This is a genomic window from Citrobacter sp. Cpa228, from assembly GCF_030333085.1.
Classification (GTDB): Bacteria; Pseudomonadota; Gammaproteobacteria; order Enterobacterales; family Enterobacteriaceae; genus Citrobacter; species Citrobacter pasteurii.
The window spans coordinates 13,550-29,501 of the sequence record NZ_JAOWGQ010000044.1 but is presented as its reverse complement, the minus strand read 5'-3'; the positions used below and the strand labels follow the sequence as shown (position 1 = coordinate 29,501).

14 protein-coding genes, 1 tRNA gene and 1 pseudogene are annotated in these 15,952 nt (G+C 52.1%); 4 read left to right on the top strand and 12 right to left on the bottom strand.

What is annotated here, in order from left to right; all coding sequences use genetic code 11:
- Nucleotides 1-21: 21 nt before the first annotated feature.
- From OGX91_RS11420 to proB, 3 genes are all read right to left on the bottom strand, one after another.
- Nucleotides 22-97: transfer RNA gene (locus OGX91_RS11420), tRNA-Thr, on the bottom strand.
- A 114-nt stretch (nt 98-211) separates the two neighbouring features.
- Nucleotides 212-1,465, bottom strand: a complete 1,254-nt coding sequence (gene proA / locus OGX91_RS11415) for a glutamate-5-semialdehyde dehydrogenase (RefSeq protein WP_199947200.1) — start codon at nt 1,463-1,465, stop codon at nt 212-214.
- An 11-nt stretch (nt 1,466-1,476) separates the two neighbouring features.
- Nucleotides 1,477-2,580, bottom strand: a complete 1,104-nt coding sequence (proB, locus tag OGX91_RS11410) for a glutamate 5-kinase (protein ID WP_005133587.1) — start codon at nt 2,578-2,580, stop codon at nt 1,477-1,479.
- A 290-nt stretch (nt 2,581-2,870) separates the two neighbouring features.
- On the opposite strand from proB, the gene phoE reads away from it, so the two are divergent.
- A complete protein-coding gene (gene phoE, locus OGX91_RS11405) occupies nt 2,871-3,926 on the top strand; it encodes a phosphoporin PhoE (RefSeq protein ID WP_040232850.1) in 1,056 nt (351 codons plus the stop codon).
- Nucleotides 3,927-3,982: 56 nt separating this feature from the next.
- On the opposite strand, the gene crl is transcribed toward phoE, so the two are convergent.
- The 3 genes from crl to gpt form a co-directional block, all read right to left on the bottom strand.
- Nucleotides 3,983-4,384, bottom strand: a complete 402-nt coding sequence (gene crl / locus OGX91_RS11400) for a sigma factor-binding protein Crl (RefSeq protein WP_005133595.1) — start codon at nt 4,382-4,384, stop codon at nt 3,983-3,985.
- A 57-nt stretch (nt 4,385-4,441) separates the two neighbouring features.
- On the bottom strand, nt 4,442-5,686 hold the full coding sequence (frsA, locus tag OGX91_RS11395; RefSeq protein WP_149691245.1) for an esterase FrsA: 1,245 nt from the start codon (nt 5,684-5,686) through the stop codon (nt 4,442-4,444).
- 98 nt (nt 5,687-5,784) lie between these two features.
- Nucleotides 5,785-6,243, bottom strand: a complete 459-nt coding sequence (gene gpt / locus OGX91_RS11390; protein WP_005133597.1) for a xanthine phosphoribosyltransferase — start codon at nt 6,241-6,243, stop codon at nt 5,785-5,787.
- Between the two features lie 261 nt (nt 6,244-6,504).
- Here gpt and pepD point away from each other — a divergent pair, with 261 nt between their 5' ends.
- Entirely contained in the window at nt 6,505-7,962 is a 1,458-nt protein-coding gene (pepD, locus tag OGX91_RS11385) for a cytosol nonspecific dipeptidase (RefSeq protein WP_005133598.1), read from the top strand.
- Nucleotides 7,963-8,063: 101 nt separating this feature from the next.
- On the opposite strand, the gene dinB is transcribed toward pepD, so the two are convergent.
- The 3 genes from dinB to lafU form a co-directional block, all read right to left on the bottom strand.
- Entirely contained in the window at nt 8,064-9,119 is a 1,056-nt protein-coding gene (gene dinB, locus OGX91_RS11380; protein WP_040232856.1) for a DNA polymerase IV, read from the bottom strand.
- 66 nt (nt 9,120-9,185) lie between these two features.
- Complete coding sequence (locus OGX91_RS11375; protein WP_199947199.1) at nt 9,186-9,833, bottom strand: DNA primase; 648 nt, start codon at nt 9,831-9,833, stop codon at nt 9,186-9,188.
- A gap of 56 nt (nt 9,834-9,889) precedes the next feature.
- On the bottom strand, nt 9,890-10,804 hold the full coding sequence (lafU, locus tag OGX91_RS11370) for a putative lateral flagellar export/assembly protein LafU (protein ID WP_286626286.1): 915 nt from the start codon (nt 10,802-10,804) through the stop codon (nt 9,890-9,892).
- Here lafU and OGX91_RS11365 point away from each other — a divergent pair.
- Nucleotides 10,716-12,434: pseudogene (locus OGX91_RS11365) on the top strand (flagellar biosynthesis protein FlhA); the annotation flags it as partial. The gene lafU and the pseudogene OGX91_RS11365 sit on opposite strands and share 89 nt — an antisense overlap.
- Nucleotides 12,435-12,472: 38 nt before the next feature.
- On the opposite strand, the gene OGX91_RS11360 reads toward OGX91_RS11365, so the two are convergent.
- Entirely contained in the window at nt 12,473-13,234 is a 762-nt protein-coding gene (locus OGX91_RS11360) for a C40 family peptidase (protein WP_199947197.1), read from the bottom strand.
- 349 nt (nt 13,235-13,583) lie between these two features.
- Between OGX91_RS11360 and dpaA the strand changes: the two genes are divergently transcribed.
- The gene (gene dpaA / locus OGX91_RS11355) at nt 13,584-14,324 is read left to right on the top strand and encodes a peptidoglycan meso-diaminopimelic acid protein amidase (protein WP_003843847.1); all 741 of its coding nucleotides are present in this window, start codon (nt 13,584-13,586) and stop codon (nt 14,322-14,324) included.
- On the opposite strand, the gene OGX91_RS11350 is transcribed toward dpaA, so the two are convergent.
- Nucleotides 14,295-15,062 carry a class II glutamine amidotransferase gene (locus OGX91_RS11350; protein WP_003031388.1) on the bottom strand — a complete coding sequence of 256 codons (768 nt, stop codon included), beginning with the start codon at nt 15,060-15,062 and terminating at the stop codon, nt 14,295-14,297. The genes dpaA and OGX91_RS11350 overlap by 30 nt on opposite strands.
- 111 nt (nt 15,063-15,173) lie before the next feature.
- Entirely contained in the window at nt 15,174-15,755 is a 582-nt protein-coding gene (gene lpcA / locus OGX91_RS11345) for a D-sedoheptulose 7-phosphate isomerase (protein WP_003031390.1), read from the bottom strand.
- Nucleotides 15,756-15,952 lie beyond the last annotated feature (197 nt).

Genomic DNA, 15,952 nt, shown 5'->3' with positions numbered 1-15,952 from the left:
CAGTCCGGAGACATAGAAAAATGGTGCCGATAATAGGAGTCGAACCTACGACCTTCGCATTACGAATGCGCTGCTCTACCAACTGAGCTATATCGGCCCTGATAAGGACATGTCCACGAATGCGAACACGGGGTAGAAGGTTAAAACTAACCGGGCGATGCGTCAATGGCCTTGTGAATCAAACGCCTATTTTTGCATCACCCGGTTTCAATTACGCACGAATCGTGTCGTCACCAAAGCCAATCCACTTGTAAGTGGTCAGTGCTTCCAGCCCCATTGGGCCACGAGCGTGTAATTTTTGCGTGCTCACGGCGACTTCCGCACCGAGTCCAAACTGACCGCCATCGGTAAAACGGGTAGAGGCGTTTACGTACACAGCGGAAGAATCGACTTCATTCACAAAACGGTCGGCGTTGCGCAGCGTACGCGTCAGAATCGCATCGGAATGCTGAGTACCATGCTCACGAATATGGGCAATGGCGTCATCCAGATCGGCGACAATCTTCACGTTCAGATCCAGCGATAAAAACTCATCGTCATACTGTTCCGCTTTTACCGCCATGACGTTTGCCGGTCCGGCCTGCAATGCGGCCAGCGCAGCATCATCTGCATGAAGCGTCACGCCGCGTTCTGCCATTTGCTGACTTAGAGCAGGCAGGAAGCGCTCAGCGATACTCTGATTCACCAACAGCGTCTCGACAGTATTGCATGTGCTCGGACGCTGGGTTTTGGCGTTGACGATAATTTTCAGCGCCGGGTCGATCTCCGCGGTATCATCAACATAAATATGACATACGCCAATGCCGCCGGTGATAACCGGAATAGTCGACTGCTCACGACACAGCTTGTGCAGACCCGCGCCACCGCGAGGGATCAGCATGTCGATGTACTTATCCATACGCAGCATTTCAGCGACCAGCGCGCGATCCGGGTTGTCTATCGATTGCACGGCGGCGGCGGGTAAACCGCAGGCTTCCAGCGCCTTTTGGATCACCGCTACGGTCGCGGCATTCGTCCGGCACGTCTCTTTTCCCCCGCGCAGGATCGCCGCATTGCCGGTTTTCAGGCACAGGGAAGCCACGTCGACAGTAACGTTTGGACGCGCTTCATAAATCACGCCAATCACGCCCAGCGGGACGCGACGACGCTCCAGACGCAGACCGCTGTCCAGCAGCCCGCCGTCAATCACCTGCCCGACCGGGTCGGCGAGATGACACACCTGGCGCACATCGTCAGCAATCGCTTTCAGACGCGCCGGCGTCAGGGCCAGGCGGTCGAGCATCGCATCGCTCAGGCCATTGACTCGCGCCTGCTCAACATCTTGTACGTTTGCGCTGAGAATGCTTTCGGTTTGTGCTTCCAGCTCATCAGCGATTGTTTCCAGTACGCGATTTTTTTCGCGACTGGAGAGCAGCGCCAACTTGTATGACGCGGCTTTGGCAGCAATGCCCATTTTTTCCAGCATATGCCTGTTCCTTAACGGGTAATCATGTCATCGCGATGGACAGCAACCGGGCCATATTCATAGCCCAGGATGGTATCAATCTGCTGTGAGTGGTGTCCGGCAATACGGCGCAGCGCGTCGCTGTTATAGCGAGTGACACCGTGGGCAATATCGCGCCCTTCCAGATTGCAGATGCGGATCACTTCACCACGAGAGAAGTTGCCTGTCACGCTTTTAATACCTTTTGGCAGCAATGAGCTGCCGCGCTCCAGAATAGCGCCTGTTGCGCCCTCATCGACGGTAATTTCGCCGGCCGGCGGCGCACCAAAGATCCAGCGTTTACGGTTCTCCAGCGGAGAAGCCTGAGCATGAAAACGCGTCCCAACGGAAACGCCTTCCATCACGTCGCCAATCACGCCCGGCTTGCTACCTGCGGCAATAATGGTGTCGATCCCGGCACGGCACGCGACATCGGCGGCCTGCAGTTTAGTCCCCATGCCGCCAGTACCCAGGCCAGAGACACTGTCTCCGGCAATGGCGCGCAGCGCATCATCAATACCGTGCACATCTTTGATCAGCTCCGCCTGCGGATTGGTGCGCGGATCGGCGGTGAACAGCCCCTGCTGATCGGTCAGCAGCAGCAGCTTATCGGCCCCGGCCAGAATCGCTGCCAGCGCCGACAGGTTGTCGTTATCACCCACTTTAATTTCGGCGGTCGCCACCGCATCGTTCTCATTAATAACCGGAACGATGTTGTTATCGAGCAGCGCGCGCAGCGTATCGCGGGCGTTGAGGAAGCGCTCTCTGTCTTCCATATCCGCACGCGTGAGCAGCATCTGCCCAATATGAATACCGTATATCGAGAACAGCTGTTCCCACAGTTGAATCAATCGGCTCTGCCCTACCGCCGCCAACAGCTGTTTCGAGGCTATCGTTGCCGGGAGCTCAGGGTAACCAAGATGCTCACGTCCGGCAGCAATCGCGCCCGAAGTAACGATAACAATACGATGCCCTGCGGCATGGAGCTGCGCGCACTGGCGAACCAGTTCTACGATGTGGGCGCGGTTCAGGCGGCGCGATCCGCCCGTTAACACACTGGTGCCAAGTTTTACCACCAGCGTCTGGCTGTCACTCATGATTCTCTGCCATTCAAAATTGGGGAAAATGATATCAAACGAACGTTTTAGCAGGACTGGCCCCGGTTGCCAACAACCAGCGCACAAAGCATGAAATTTTATTGCGCAGGATCAGCAAGCGTAGCGGCAGATTTTGACGCCTTTATTACAGAAACAAAAAAACATCTTTTTTTAAAATTACTCTTACTTTGTCATAAAACGTTCATTGCCAGACGTTAAAAACCTTCCTGTCTTTTAACGGGGATCACACCCAGTAAATATTAGCGCGTACTTTTTAATCGGGAATGAAAATGAAAAAGAGCACTCTGGCATTAGCGGTGATGGGAATTGTTGCGTCGGCATCCGTACAGGCAGCGGAAGTGTATAACAAGAACGGCAATAAACTGGATCTGTATGGCAAAGTAAAAGCTATGCATTACATGACGGATTATGACAGCAAAGACGGCGACCAGAGCTATATCCGTTTAGGTTTTAAAGGCGAAACGCAAATTAACGATGAACTGACGGGATATGGCCGTTGGGAAGCGGAGTTTGCCGGTAATAAAGCCGAAAGTGACTCCAACCAGCAAAAAACGCGTCTGGCTTTTGCTGGTCTGAAATTAAAAAATCTTGGCTCATTTGATTATGGTCGTAACCTGGGTGCGCTGTACGATGTGGAAGCGTGGACCGATATGTTCCCGGAATTCGGCGGCGACTCCTCAGCGCAAACCGATAACTTTATGACCAAACGCGCCAGCGGCCTGGCGACCTACCGTAATACCGACTTCTTCGGCGTCGTCGATGGTCTGGATCTTACCCTGCAATATCAGGGTAAAAACCAGGACCGCGATGTGAAAAAACAGAACGGAGACGGTTTTGGTACCTCCGTGACGTATGACTTTGGCGGTAGCGATTTCGCCATCAGTGGTGCGTATACCAACTCCGACCGTACCAATCAGCAGAACCTGCAAAACCGGGGTACTGGCGATAAAGCAGAAGCCTGGGCAACCGGCTTAAAATATGATGCTAACGATATCTATATTGCGACCATGTACTCCGAAACACGCAATATGACGCCTGTTTCCGGCGGCTTTGCCAATAAAACGCAGAACTTCGAAGCGGTTGTTCAGTACCAATTTGACTTTGGTCTGCGTCCGTCACTGGGTTATGTGCTGTCGAAAGGTAAAGATATTGAAGGCGTTGGTAATGAGGATCTGGTGAATTATATCGACGTGGGCGCAACGTACTATTTCAACAAAAATATGTCTGCGTTTGTTGATTATAAAATCAACCAACTGGATAGCGATAATAAACTGGGCATCAACGATGATGATATCGTGGCCGTCGGTATGGTTTATCAGTTCTGATGTAACATAAAAAATGCCGGATGGGGTTGCGCCGCCATCCGGCATTTTGCTGTTCGTTATGCCGTTAATTTAACCGGTTCATCCTTAAAATCATCGGCAGGCTCCAGCGCCAGATTCAGCGTCGTTAACAACCCACGCAACTTTTCATGAAACTCACGTAAGGTGTATTCCAGTCGCTCTACCACTTCAGTCTCTTTAATCGGCACGGCAGTCCAGTTGCCGTCTTTATCGAACAAACCAAACTGGTAGCTGTACGTAAAGCGTTTTTCCTGCGCCTCCAGTTCCATCCACCAGCCCCAAAATTCACGTTTCTCTGGTGCCGGTTTCACGTTGACGCAAACAGCCAGACAATCGAAAAAGAATCGATTATCTTCGCACTGCCCTTCGCGGATGTAAGGGCCAAGCGCGGTGAATTTTTTGATCAATCTGCTTTTCGGATGCCCACTCGGTAACGTCATTACGATCTCCTTAGGTGAAGCACCTGTTTTACCAAATCGCTAAAATTTAGCAAACTTTTAACACAATCTCTGATTGATCCAACCGGTTATTTCCTGAAGACCTTTGTCAAAATTGCGATACACCGGGTTGAATGGAATCTCCAGCAGCTTACCGTCAGAAGATGAAGAGGTGATTAATCGAGACTCCTCTTCCGGGCTAAACGGATCGTTTTTCCAGTATCCCGACAACATTGGCGTCGGACAACGTCTGCCCAGCAGCCCCTGCACTTTTAATGAATAGCGATTAAGCTCAACGCGCAGCGCTTCATCGGAGGCGTCGTGCATCCCCAGACGACTGGCCAGAACGTCAAGATACATTTCCGGAACGCTTGCCTGGCGCTGCGGGTCGCTAAGCAGCGCATGAACCACCGGTCCCAGACAGGCCACCGCCTTCAGACGCGATGATTCCAGATACGCCAGGCGTACTGCGACGTTAGCGCCAAAACGAAAACCGAAGGCTGCCACGCGGGTGTGATCTACCCAGGGAACGTTAGGCAGCGCTTTTAATACGTGCTGGTGCAGCAGGCTGGAATCCTGGGTCAGTTTCCATTTTGACGAGAACCCAACCGACGGCATATCCAGCGTCAGCATGGCGATACCACGCGGAGCGAAATAGCGCTCATACAGGGTGTAGTAGTCGGTTTGCATAGAATCCAGACCACCGCACATCAGCACCGTCGGGAACGGGCCGTCGCCTTTTGGCATGTGCAGGAAGCCAGTGATTGGCGCGCCGCCGGTAATGGCAAATTCCATCTCACGCAGCGTACCCGGCAGACGCTGTGCAGCCTCTTCATAAGCGCGATTAGCCAGAGCCTGAGCCTGCTCTGCCAGCTCATCACCTTTTAAGTGGGGGTAAGCAGCAATGTTGTACAACGTGGAAGCATGCAGCCAGTGGCGTCCGCTCACCTGTGGATCCTCTTCCATAGATGCTTTCTGTTGCCAGTCCATCGCCTGCTTCGCCCACTCGTAGATCCAGTTCCCGCCGCGATAGCCGATGACCGTGTCGTAGAGTTCTTTATCCGTACGCTCGGCTTCGCTCATCACGATGCGGGCCTGCACTTCGAGGATTTCGCGCGGATCGACCCCACGCCAGATCCACATCAGGCGATTCACCATGCGATACCAGTGCGGGATTGTTTTGCCATCCAGAGCGGACTGCACAGACGGATGCGCGCCGTGGTTAAAACGACGAACCAGCGTTGACGTTTCAGGATGTTTGAAGCGGGGTTTAAACAGAACTTCGCTGAGGTTAGCCTGCGACATGATTACGGCCTCCATGAGTACTCACTAAGGCATAGTGTAACCTGACACCGCACAAAAAGAACAACGCCCGACAGTGCGGGCGTTGAAAACTTTTTAGATTAGCGACCAGAGATCGGCGGAACGAATACCACGCCCATATCCCACGGCTGCTCAATCCAGGTATCCTGCGGAATATCAACAATATAATCATTCACCAGCGGGCGACCAGCCGGTTTAGCGAAGATCGTGACGAAATGCGCTTTAGGATACATTTCGCGGATCGCAACGGCGGTACCACCGGTATCAACCAGGTCATCGATGACGATAAAACCTTCACCGTCGCCTTCGGCACGCTTCAGCACTTTCAGTTCGCGCTGGTTGTCGTGATCGTAGCTGGAGATGCATACGGTATCGACATGGCGAATACCCAATTCACGCGCCAGCAATGCGCCCGGCACCAGACCACCACGGCTAACGGCAATAATGCCTTTCCATTGTTCAGAGGGCATCAGGCGGCTTGCCAGTTTACGTGCATGGACTTGCAACATGTCCCAGGTGACGACGTATTTTTCGCTCATGTGAAGTGTCCCAGCCTGTTTATCTACGGCTAATTAATAAATTGAGGGTGAACCAGGTTGCGCGAGATTATAGAGATCTGACGCACTAAAAACCAGTGTTTCGCGGAATCCGCGCCTCTTTTTGCATGCTTTATGCTAGCCGTCGGCGGAGAAAGTGGTATTCTCAATCGCATCGCGCAAGCCTGACTTGTGGTGTTTTTAATTCTGCTAACCCTGTGGCCTGCAAGCAAGTTTTGCAGGACATCGCCAAGGAGACTCAACGTGTCTGAACTGTCTCAATTATCCCCGCAACCGCTGTGGGATATTTTTGCTAAAATCTGTTCTATTCCTCATCCGTCCTACCATGAAGAGCAGCTCGCTGAACACATTCTGAGCTGGGCCCAGGAAAAAGGTTTCCACGTCGAGCGCGATCAAGTCGGTAATATCCTGATTCGCAAACCCGCTACCGCAGGCATGGAAAACCGCAAGCCGGTCGTTCTGCAAGCGCACCTGGATATGGTTCCGCAGAAAAACAACGACACCGTGCACGACTTCACCAAAGATCCTATCCAGCCTTATATTGATGGCGAATGGGTAAAAGCCCGTGGCACCACGCTGGGTGCGGATAACGGTATCGGTATGGCATCCGCGCTGGCCGTTCTGGCTGATGACAATGTGGTACACGGTCCGCTGGAAGTTCTGCTGACCATGACCGAAGAAGCAGGTATGGATGGCGCATTTGGTCTGCAGGCGAACTGGCTGCAGGCGGATATTCTGATCAACACCGACTCAGAAGAAGAAGGTGAGATCTATATGGGTTGCGCAGGCGGGATCGACTTTACCGCTAACCTGCCGCTGTCCCGTGAAGCAATCCCGGCTGGCTTCCAGAGCTTTAAGCTGACGTTAAAAGGTCTGAAAGGTGGTCACTCCGGCGGCGAAATTCACGTGGGTCTCGGTAACGCCAACAAGCTGCTGGTACGCTTCCTGGCAGGTCACGCTGAAGAGCTGGATCTGCGTCTGGTTGATTTCAACGGCGGTACGCTGCGCAATGCAATTCCGCGTGAAGCCTTTGCCACCCTCGCCGTGGCTGCAGATAAAGTTGATGCGTTAAAAGCGCTGGTCAGCACCTACCAGGAGATCCTGAAAAACGAGCTGGAAGCCAAAGAGAAAAACCTGGCTCTGCTGCTGGATGCCGTAACTAACGACAAAGCCGCGCTAACCGCGCAGTCTCGCGACAGCTTTGTGCGTCTGCTGAACGCCACCCCTAACGGTGTGATCCGCAACTCCGACGTCGCCAAAGGCGTGGTAGAAACCTCGCTGAACGTCGGTGTGGTAACCATGACTGACGATAATGTTCAGATCCACTGTCTGGTTCGTTCGCTGATCGACAGCGGTAAAGACTACGTGGTGAGCATGCTGGATTCACTGGGTAAACTGGCTGGCGCCAAAACCGAAGCCAAAGGCGCGTATCCAGGCTGGCAGCCGGATGCAAACTCTCCGGTTATGCACCTGGTGCGTGAAACCTATCAGCGTCTGTTCAATAAAACGCCGAACATTCAGATCATTCATGCTGGTCTGGAATGTGGCCTGTTCAAAAAACCGTATCCGGAAATGGACATGGTTTCCATCGGGCCAACCATCACTGGTCCGCACTCCCCGGATGAGCAGGTTCATATCGAAAGCGTCGGTCACTACTGGCGGCTTCTGACTGAACTGCTGAAGTCTATTCCGGCGAAGTAAGTCTGCGCTAACTGCCGGATGGCGCTGTGCTTATCCGGCCTACAAGCAGATTTGTAGGCCGGACAAAGCGTTTAACGCCACCATCCGGCAATACATCAACGTTAAAGCCCCAATAACAGCTGCCTTTCTATTTGTGGATCGAGCAGCGTGACGTGTAACCCCACCAGCCTCACGCCTCGCCCTCCCCGACGTGCTTCCCAGGTTTTGTGTGCCGTCGCAATTAAGTCGTCTTTATTTAAGCGCGGCCAGACGTGCTCCTGCGTGGTCTGCTGAAAATCATTAAACTTGAGTTTTATCCCCTGGCGGGCGATCAGCAGATCCGGCTTTACCTTTGCCAGACGCCGTTCCAGTTCGGGATAGAGCCGCTCAATAATCGCTTCACACTCTGACCACTGATGAATATCTTCCGCCAGCGTCCGCTCGACGCCGACGGATTTGCGCAGCCTGTCGTTATTGACATCCCGATCGTCAATCCCCTGACTGCGCTCCCACAACACGCGGCCAAACTTACCAAAACGTTTGAGCAGTGTAGCCAGATCGTATTTTTGAACATCTTCACAGGTACGCAATCCCATCGATTCCAGCTTAGCGGCAGAGACTTTGCCGACGCCGGGAATTTTCCCCAACGGCAACGTTTTGAGAAATTCAGGGACATCAGCAGGGGTTATCACATATTGCCCGTTGGGTTTATTGAGATCGGAGGCGATTTTTGCCAGGAACTTAACCGGCGCAATCCCGGCAGAGGCGGTTAGCTGTAGTTCGTTGAAGATCGTCTGGCGGATCTCCTGGGCGATCAGCGTCGCGGAGCCGTGGCAGTGAACGCTGTCGGTGACATCCAGATAGGCTTCATCCAGCGAAAGCGGTTCAATCAGCGAGGTATAACGGGAGAAGATCGCCTGAATCTGGCATGAGGCTTCTTTGTATGCCTCGTAACGACCGGGTAACAGGGTGAGATGCGGGCACAGCTTTAACGCCATTCCGGTTGGCATTGCGCTGCGCACGCCAAATTTACGCGCCGGATAATTAGCCGTGCTGATAACCCCCCGGCGTTCACGACTGCCGCCAATGGCAATGGGAATATCACGCAGGGCGGGATTATCACGCATCTCCACCGCCGCGAAAAAACAGTCCATATCGACATGTATGATTTTGCGCATGACTCACCTCTCACAACACTGTTTAAGTATACAGTGTTTTTGCGATATGAGAAGCCTGTACCTCTGCTACGTTAGTGCGGGTCCATTCATCACAAAGCGCGCATCACACAGATAACGCACAATGTCTTTTGGCGCATGATCGGCGGGATTTCCTGCCGTACTGACAAACAACTTATTCACTTTGCGCACATTTGCCCGCAAAAGTTTTTCAATCGTCATCAGACGAAATGCATCATCTTCGACACAGAACAGCTCGTAGTCACCCAGACGTTCACCACATATTTCACAGTGATTCATCCAGTAACGTAGCCCGGTCGTTTTACTTTTATCCACATAATAATTGCTGGCTTTGATGTTCTTTTTTATCTCTTCCGGCAGCGCGTTGATGTGGAACAAAAACGTATTGCGCTGCACGGACTTCCATCTTTTATCATCCTGATTTTGTTTAATAAACCGGGTAAACATCACACCATGAATATGCGTAGTCTGATGGCAATTCCAGCATTGCATTTTCGACGTAATAACCAGGTAATAAGGGGCCACAATATTAAAATTTTCTGTCGCGTAAACATGCTCGCGCAGCGCCTCATTTAACTCATGAGGTTTGGTGTACCAGATACCTGAAACCGGGTCGAAATGCGCCCCCTGACAAGCCACATCAGTGACGTTATCAGTATGAATATCCAATGGAATAATATGGGTTACATCTATCATATCGCCTTCCTGAGGGATAATTTGCCCCCACGTTGCGTGGGGGGCGGAGAACAGAATTAATGCGTGACGGGAGCAGAGGGTTGACGTAAAGAAGTCACCTGTTTTTGCTTGTCCAGCTTATCAACCAGCGGCTGAACCACCTTCTCGCCGTGCTGACCAAAATATTGATACAGCGTATCGGAAGCACTTTGCGTTAACACCATGATCTCAATACGCCGGTTGCCTGCGCTTTCCGGGTTTTTCGCATCCAGCAGCATTTGGTCCGCCATGGCGCTAACCTGCATGACTTTATCCTGCGGCATGCCGGCATCTTCCAGCACGCGTCGTGCTGATAAAGCACGGTCGCCGGAGAGGTTCCAGTTGTTGTAAATGTTGCTCTTATAGCTCATCGCATCCGTATGCCCGGTGATGATTATCTTGTTATCCAGCGAGTCAAACACGGGGGCCAGCGCAACCAGCAGCGATTTAAAGAACGGCATAATTTTGGCGCTGCCGCGTTCAAACATATTCCGGTTCTGGTCATCTTTAATCAGCACGCGCAGTCCCTGAGGAACAATCTCCATCTCGAGGTTGGTTTCCATATGCGCATTGCGGGCGATGACGTTAATGTCGGTCGCCAGCTCACCCAATTCACGCGCTGATTTTTGCTTCAGCAGCACCGCTTTTTCATTCACATCCAGCGCTTTTTTGGCGTTATCTTCTGTGATCTTCGCCGTCTCTTGCGGGGTAACCATTTTATCCAGCTTGTTGCGTGTGACGTTTTTCTTCTGCGCGCCCGGCGCTATCGGCTGTTTGCCGAGCTTGTTTAACGGCGCCATGCCGCCACCGTTAAAAATAGACTGTCCATGCAGCGCCGCGACGATGTTTTCACGATCGGCCTTACTGACGCTGTTCACAATCAACTTTATCGTGGTTACAAAGGGTGCCGAGCGTATCTCCGAAGTTTCGGCCCGCTTTACGCTGGACGCCATGCCCGGCAAGCAGATGGCGATCGACGCCGATCTGAACGCGGGGCTGATCAATCAGGCCCAGGCGCAGGCCCGGCGTAAAGATGTGGCGGGCGAAGCGGATTTCTATGGCGCAATGGATGGCGCGTCGAAGTTCGTGCGCGGTGATGCCATCGCCGGGATGATGATTCTGGCCATCAACCTGATCGGCGGGGTCTGCATCGGGATCTTTAAATACGATTTAAGCGCTGAAGCCGCCTTCCAGCAATACGTCCTGATGACCATCGGTGACGGTCTGGTCGCTCAGATCCCGTCTCTGCTACTGTCGACGGCAGCTGCGATTATCGTTACTCGCGTGAGCGACAGCGGCGATATCGCCACCGACGTTCGTAGCCAATTGCTGGCAAGCCCCTCCGTACTTTATACCGCCACCAGCATCATGTTTGTCCTGGCGGTGGTGCCGGGAATGCCGCATTTCCCGTTCCTGGTATTCAGCGCCCTGCTGGGGTTTACCGCCTGGCGTATGAGCAAGCGCCCGAAGGTGGCGGAGACCGAAGAAAAAAATCTTGAGACGCTGACCAAAACTATCGTTGAAACCGCCGAGCAACAGGTCAGTTGGGAAACCATCCCCTTAATTGAGCCGATCAGCCTGAGCCTCGGCTACAAGCTGGTGGCATTGGTGGACAAATCCAAAGGAAATCCGCTTACCCAACGTATTCGCGGCGTGCGGCAGGTTATCTCAGACACCAACGGCGTACTGCTGCCGGAAATTCGCATCCGTGAAAACTTCCGTCTGAAGCCGACCCAGTACGCCATTTTTATCAATGGGATCAAGGCTGATGAGGCCGATATTCCCTCAGATAAGCTGATGGCGCTGCCCTCCAGTGAAACTTACGGCGAGATCGATGGTGTTTTAGGTCACGATCCGGCCTACGGTATGCCGGTCACGTGGATTGTCCCGGCGCAAAAAGCCAAAGCGTTAAATATGGGATATCAGGTTATTGATAGCGCCAGCGTTATCGCGACGCATGTGAATAAGGTCATTCGCAGCTATATTCCCGACCTGTTTAACTACGATGATATTACGCAGCTACATAACCGTCTCTCTTCAATGGCGCCTCGCCTGGCGGAAGATCTGAGCGCGGCGCTGAATTACAGCCAGCTATTGAAGGTTTACCGGGCACTGCTGGTTGAAGGCGTGCCGTTGCGCGATATTGTCACCATTGCCACTGTCCTGGTCGCCAGTAGCGCCGTCACCAAAGATCATATTCTGTTAACGGCCGATGTGCGTCTGGCGCTTCGTCGCAGCATAACCCACCCGTTTGTGCGCAAAGATGAGCTGGCGGTATACACGCTGAATAATGAGCTGGAGAATCTGCTGGCTAATGTGGTGAATCAGGCTCAACAAAGCGGCAAAGTGGTGCTCGATAGCGTACCGGTCGATCCGAATATGCTCAATCAGTTCCAGACCACTATGCCGCAGATTAAAGAACAGATGAAAGCGGCGGGTAAAGAGCCGGTGCTGTTGGTTGCACCGCAGCTTCGTCCTCTGCTCGCGCGTTATGCCCGCCTGTTTGCACCGGGTTTGCAGGTACTGTCTTATAACGAAGTTCCGGATGAGCTGGAATTAAAAATCATGGGGGCGCTGAGTTAACCCGTGGCAAGGCGGTGCCATGCGCACCGCCTTGTTGATTACAGAATGGTATTTTCCGTCAGAATACGACGGGCGCCGAGATAATGATCCTGCCAGAAGTCATCGGATAAATTACTCACCCGAATCGTTTCTCCCGTACGCGGTGATTCAATAAATTGACCCTGTCCCAGGTAGACGCCCATATGATCGGCAATATCCCGGCTGTGAATATGAAAGAACAATAAATCACCACGACGAAGGTCACGATTGGCGACAATCGTCGCCCGCCGGTAGTGATACATTTCATTCGCCGTACGCGGCAATTTTGCCACCAGAATTTTGTTGTAGGCATAAAAAATCAGCCCGCTGCAGTCAAAGCCTTGATCCGGACGGATCCCGCCCCACAAATAAGGTTTACCTAACTGCTGCTCAAGACGGTGGATTGCCACTTCGGTCATGTTGTGTAGATGGTCGCTGCTGAGAAAATGGTCATTCTCAGCCAGCTCCTGCCAGCGATGATCGCTCGCTTTCAGCGGCCCTGGGAACCATTCGGGGTGCTGTTTTATCAGCGTCCTGTTCTGCTGGCGCAGCGCGCTTTTACTTTGCGCATTACCTACCACCACATAGCTTGCCTGCTTTTTTACCTGCGCGTGATACTGCTTCAGCAGCCGGGCACGATTACGCATGCGCATTTGCGCCGCATAGCTTACATGGGCGTCAGATAAGAGGGGCTGAACTTTGGCGACAGACGGTGATGACAATACAACACACAAAGACAGCAGACCCGGCAGAAAGCATCGGGGTGCAGAGACAAAAGACATGAAAACAAAAATACCTAATCAAACACGTTCGCCGCAGTCTACCGCTATTGCCGGGTATTCCGTTTTAATATTCGATTATTAAATTATTAATTTTTTAAATTCAATACATTAGGAATTCTATACTAAAAAGACTCAATGAGGTTCGCTAACCCGCAAAATACGCCGGTGTCTGACAGACTTTAAGCACAATTTTCCGTATAAAGAAAATCTAAAGTGTAAACGCAGCACGAGAGACTTGCGAAAAACTTTCTGGGTGATAATGTGAGCGCTCCAGATCCAGATTTATCCGATTTGGGGACTCTTTTTGCCGTCCTGGCGTGTGTAATCGTTTTATCAAGGAATAAGCAGTATGCGTAAAATCGCATTTTTTCTTGCGATGCTTTTATTGCCGTGCGTTTCATTTGCCGGTTTGCTGAGCAGCAGCAGCCCGACCACGCCTGTCAGCAAAGAATATAAGCAGCAATTAATGGGCTCCCCTGTCTATATCCAGATCTTCAAAGAAGAGCGAACGTTGGATCTGTACGTTAAGATGGGCGAACAGTATCAATTGCTCGACAGCTATAAGATCTGCAATTATTCCGGCGGCTTAGGCCCGAAACAGCGTCAGGGTGATTTCAAAAGTCCGGAAGGATTTTACAGCGTACAACGCGGACAGCTGAAACCAGATAGCCGCTTTTACAAAGCGATTAACATTGGTTTCCCTAACGCCTACGACCGCGCACACGGTTATGAAGGTAAATACCTGATGATTCACGGTGCCTGCGTTTCCGTCGGCTGCTACGCGATGACCGATAACGGCATTGATGAGATTTTCCAGTTTGTCACCGGCGCGCTGGTGTTCGGGCAGTCCAGTGTGCAGGTCAGCATTTATCCGTTCCGTATGACCGACGCCAACATGCAGCGTCATAAATTCTCGTATTACAAAGAGTTCTGGTCACAGCTAAAACCGGGATACGATTACTTCGAACAAACGCGTAAGCCACCGACTGTTTCCGTCGTCGATGGCCGTTACGTTATCAGCAAACCGTTGAGTCACGAAGTGGTTCAGCCGCAGCTGGCATCAAACTACGCGCTCCCCGAGACAAAATAATGCCCACTCGCCTGGCATAATCTTTTGCCAGGTTTCATTGCCGGTTAACGGCTGCGTGGCAATCACGGTGACCACATCATTGGGTGTGGTCTCTGAGCTAAAATCGATTTCCACATCCTGATCCAGCAACGTCGCTACGCCAAATGGCGCACGCCGCGTGATCCAAAACAGGTTGGTCGAACAGAAGGCCATCACATAACGCCCGTCAGACAGCAGCATGTTGAAGACGCCCTTCTCCCGCAGTTCTCCTGCCAGCATCGCGATATATTTAAACACTGCCGTCATATTGCCAGGCGTGCGTGGATAACGCTCGGTCAGCTTATGCAGCAGCCAGCAAAACGCTTTTTCACTGTCGGTTTCCCCGACCGGACGAAAATTACCGGTTTCCAGCGATTTATAGCCGCTGAGCTGGCCGTTATGGGCGTACGTCCAGTTACGTCCCCACAGCTCACGCGTAAATGGATGGGTATTTTCCAGTGCCACTTCACCGCGATTCGCCTGACGAATATGGGCAATCACAGAACAGGATTTAATGGGATAGTCTTGTACCAGTTTAGCGATAGGCGAATTAAAGCTGGGTTGCGGATCTTTAAACGTACGGCAGCCCTTACCTTCATAAAACGTAATACCCCAGCCGTCTTTGTGTGGACCAGTGCCTCCGCCGCGCTGAACCAGCCCGGTGAAGCTAAAGCAGATATCGGTTGGCACATTGGCGCTCATCCCGAGCAGTTCGCACATACATCACCTACCTTAAAACCGTGAACTGCCTGATGGCGCTGCGCTTATCAGGCCTACGTGGCGCTCATGTAGGCCGGATAAGGCTTCAGCCACCATCCGGCAATCGTCTTCTTATGGTTTAACCATCTCTTTTTCGATCAACTGGATCAGGATATGGATAACTTTGATATGAATTTCCTGAATACGGTCAGCGTAGCCAAAGTGCGGCACGCGAATTTCGATATCCGCGCTGCCTGCCATTTTACCGCCATCTTTGCCGGTCAGGGTGATGACTTTCATTCCCTTCTCACGCGCCGCAGCAATCGCTTTAATCACGTTACCGGAGTTACCCGAAGTGGAGATGCCTAACAGGACATCGCCCTCGCGGCCCACGGCTTCCACATAACGGGAGAACACATAATCGTAACCGAAATCGTTGCTGACGCAGGAGATATGGCTGACGTCAGAGATAGCGATCGCCGGGTAGCCAGGGCGGTTTTCGCGATAGCGTCCGGTCAGCTCTTCGGCGAAGTGCATCGCGTCGCAATGAGAACCGCCGTTACCGCAAGAAAGTACCTTACCGCCGGCTTTAAAGCTGTCTGCCAACAGGACCGCCGCGCGCTGAATGGCGTGAATATTGGCGTCATCTTTAAGAAAATTAGCCAGCGTTTCCGCCGCTTCGCTCAGTTCGTTACGAATAAGATCCTGGTACATGAGGATATCCTTCAGCATGAATGTAAATGACAAGATGCAGTGTACCGGATAGCGCTACCAGCGAGAAGTACAAGCCACAGGAATGGCTGTCGCTTTTGATTTTTTGTGCCGGTTAAAACGGCAACAATGTGAACTTTGTTGTAATTATTTTGTAAACATATTGCTAAAAGAATTCACATCCACTACAACCATATCAT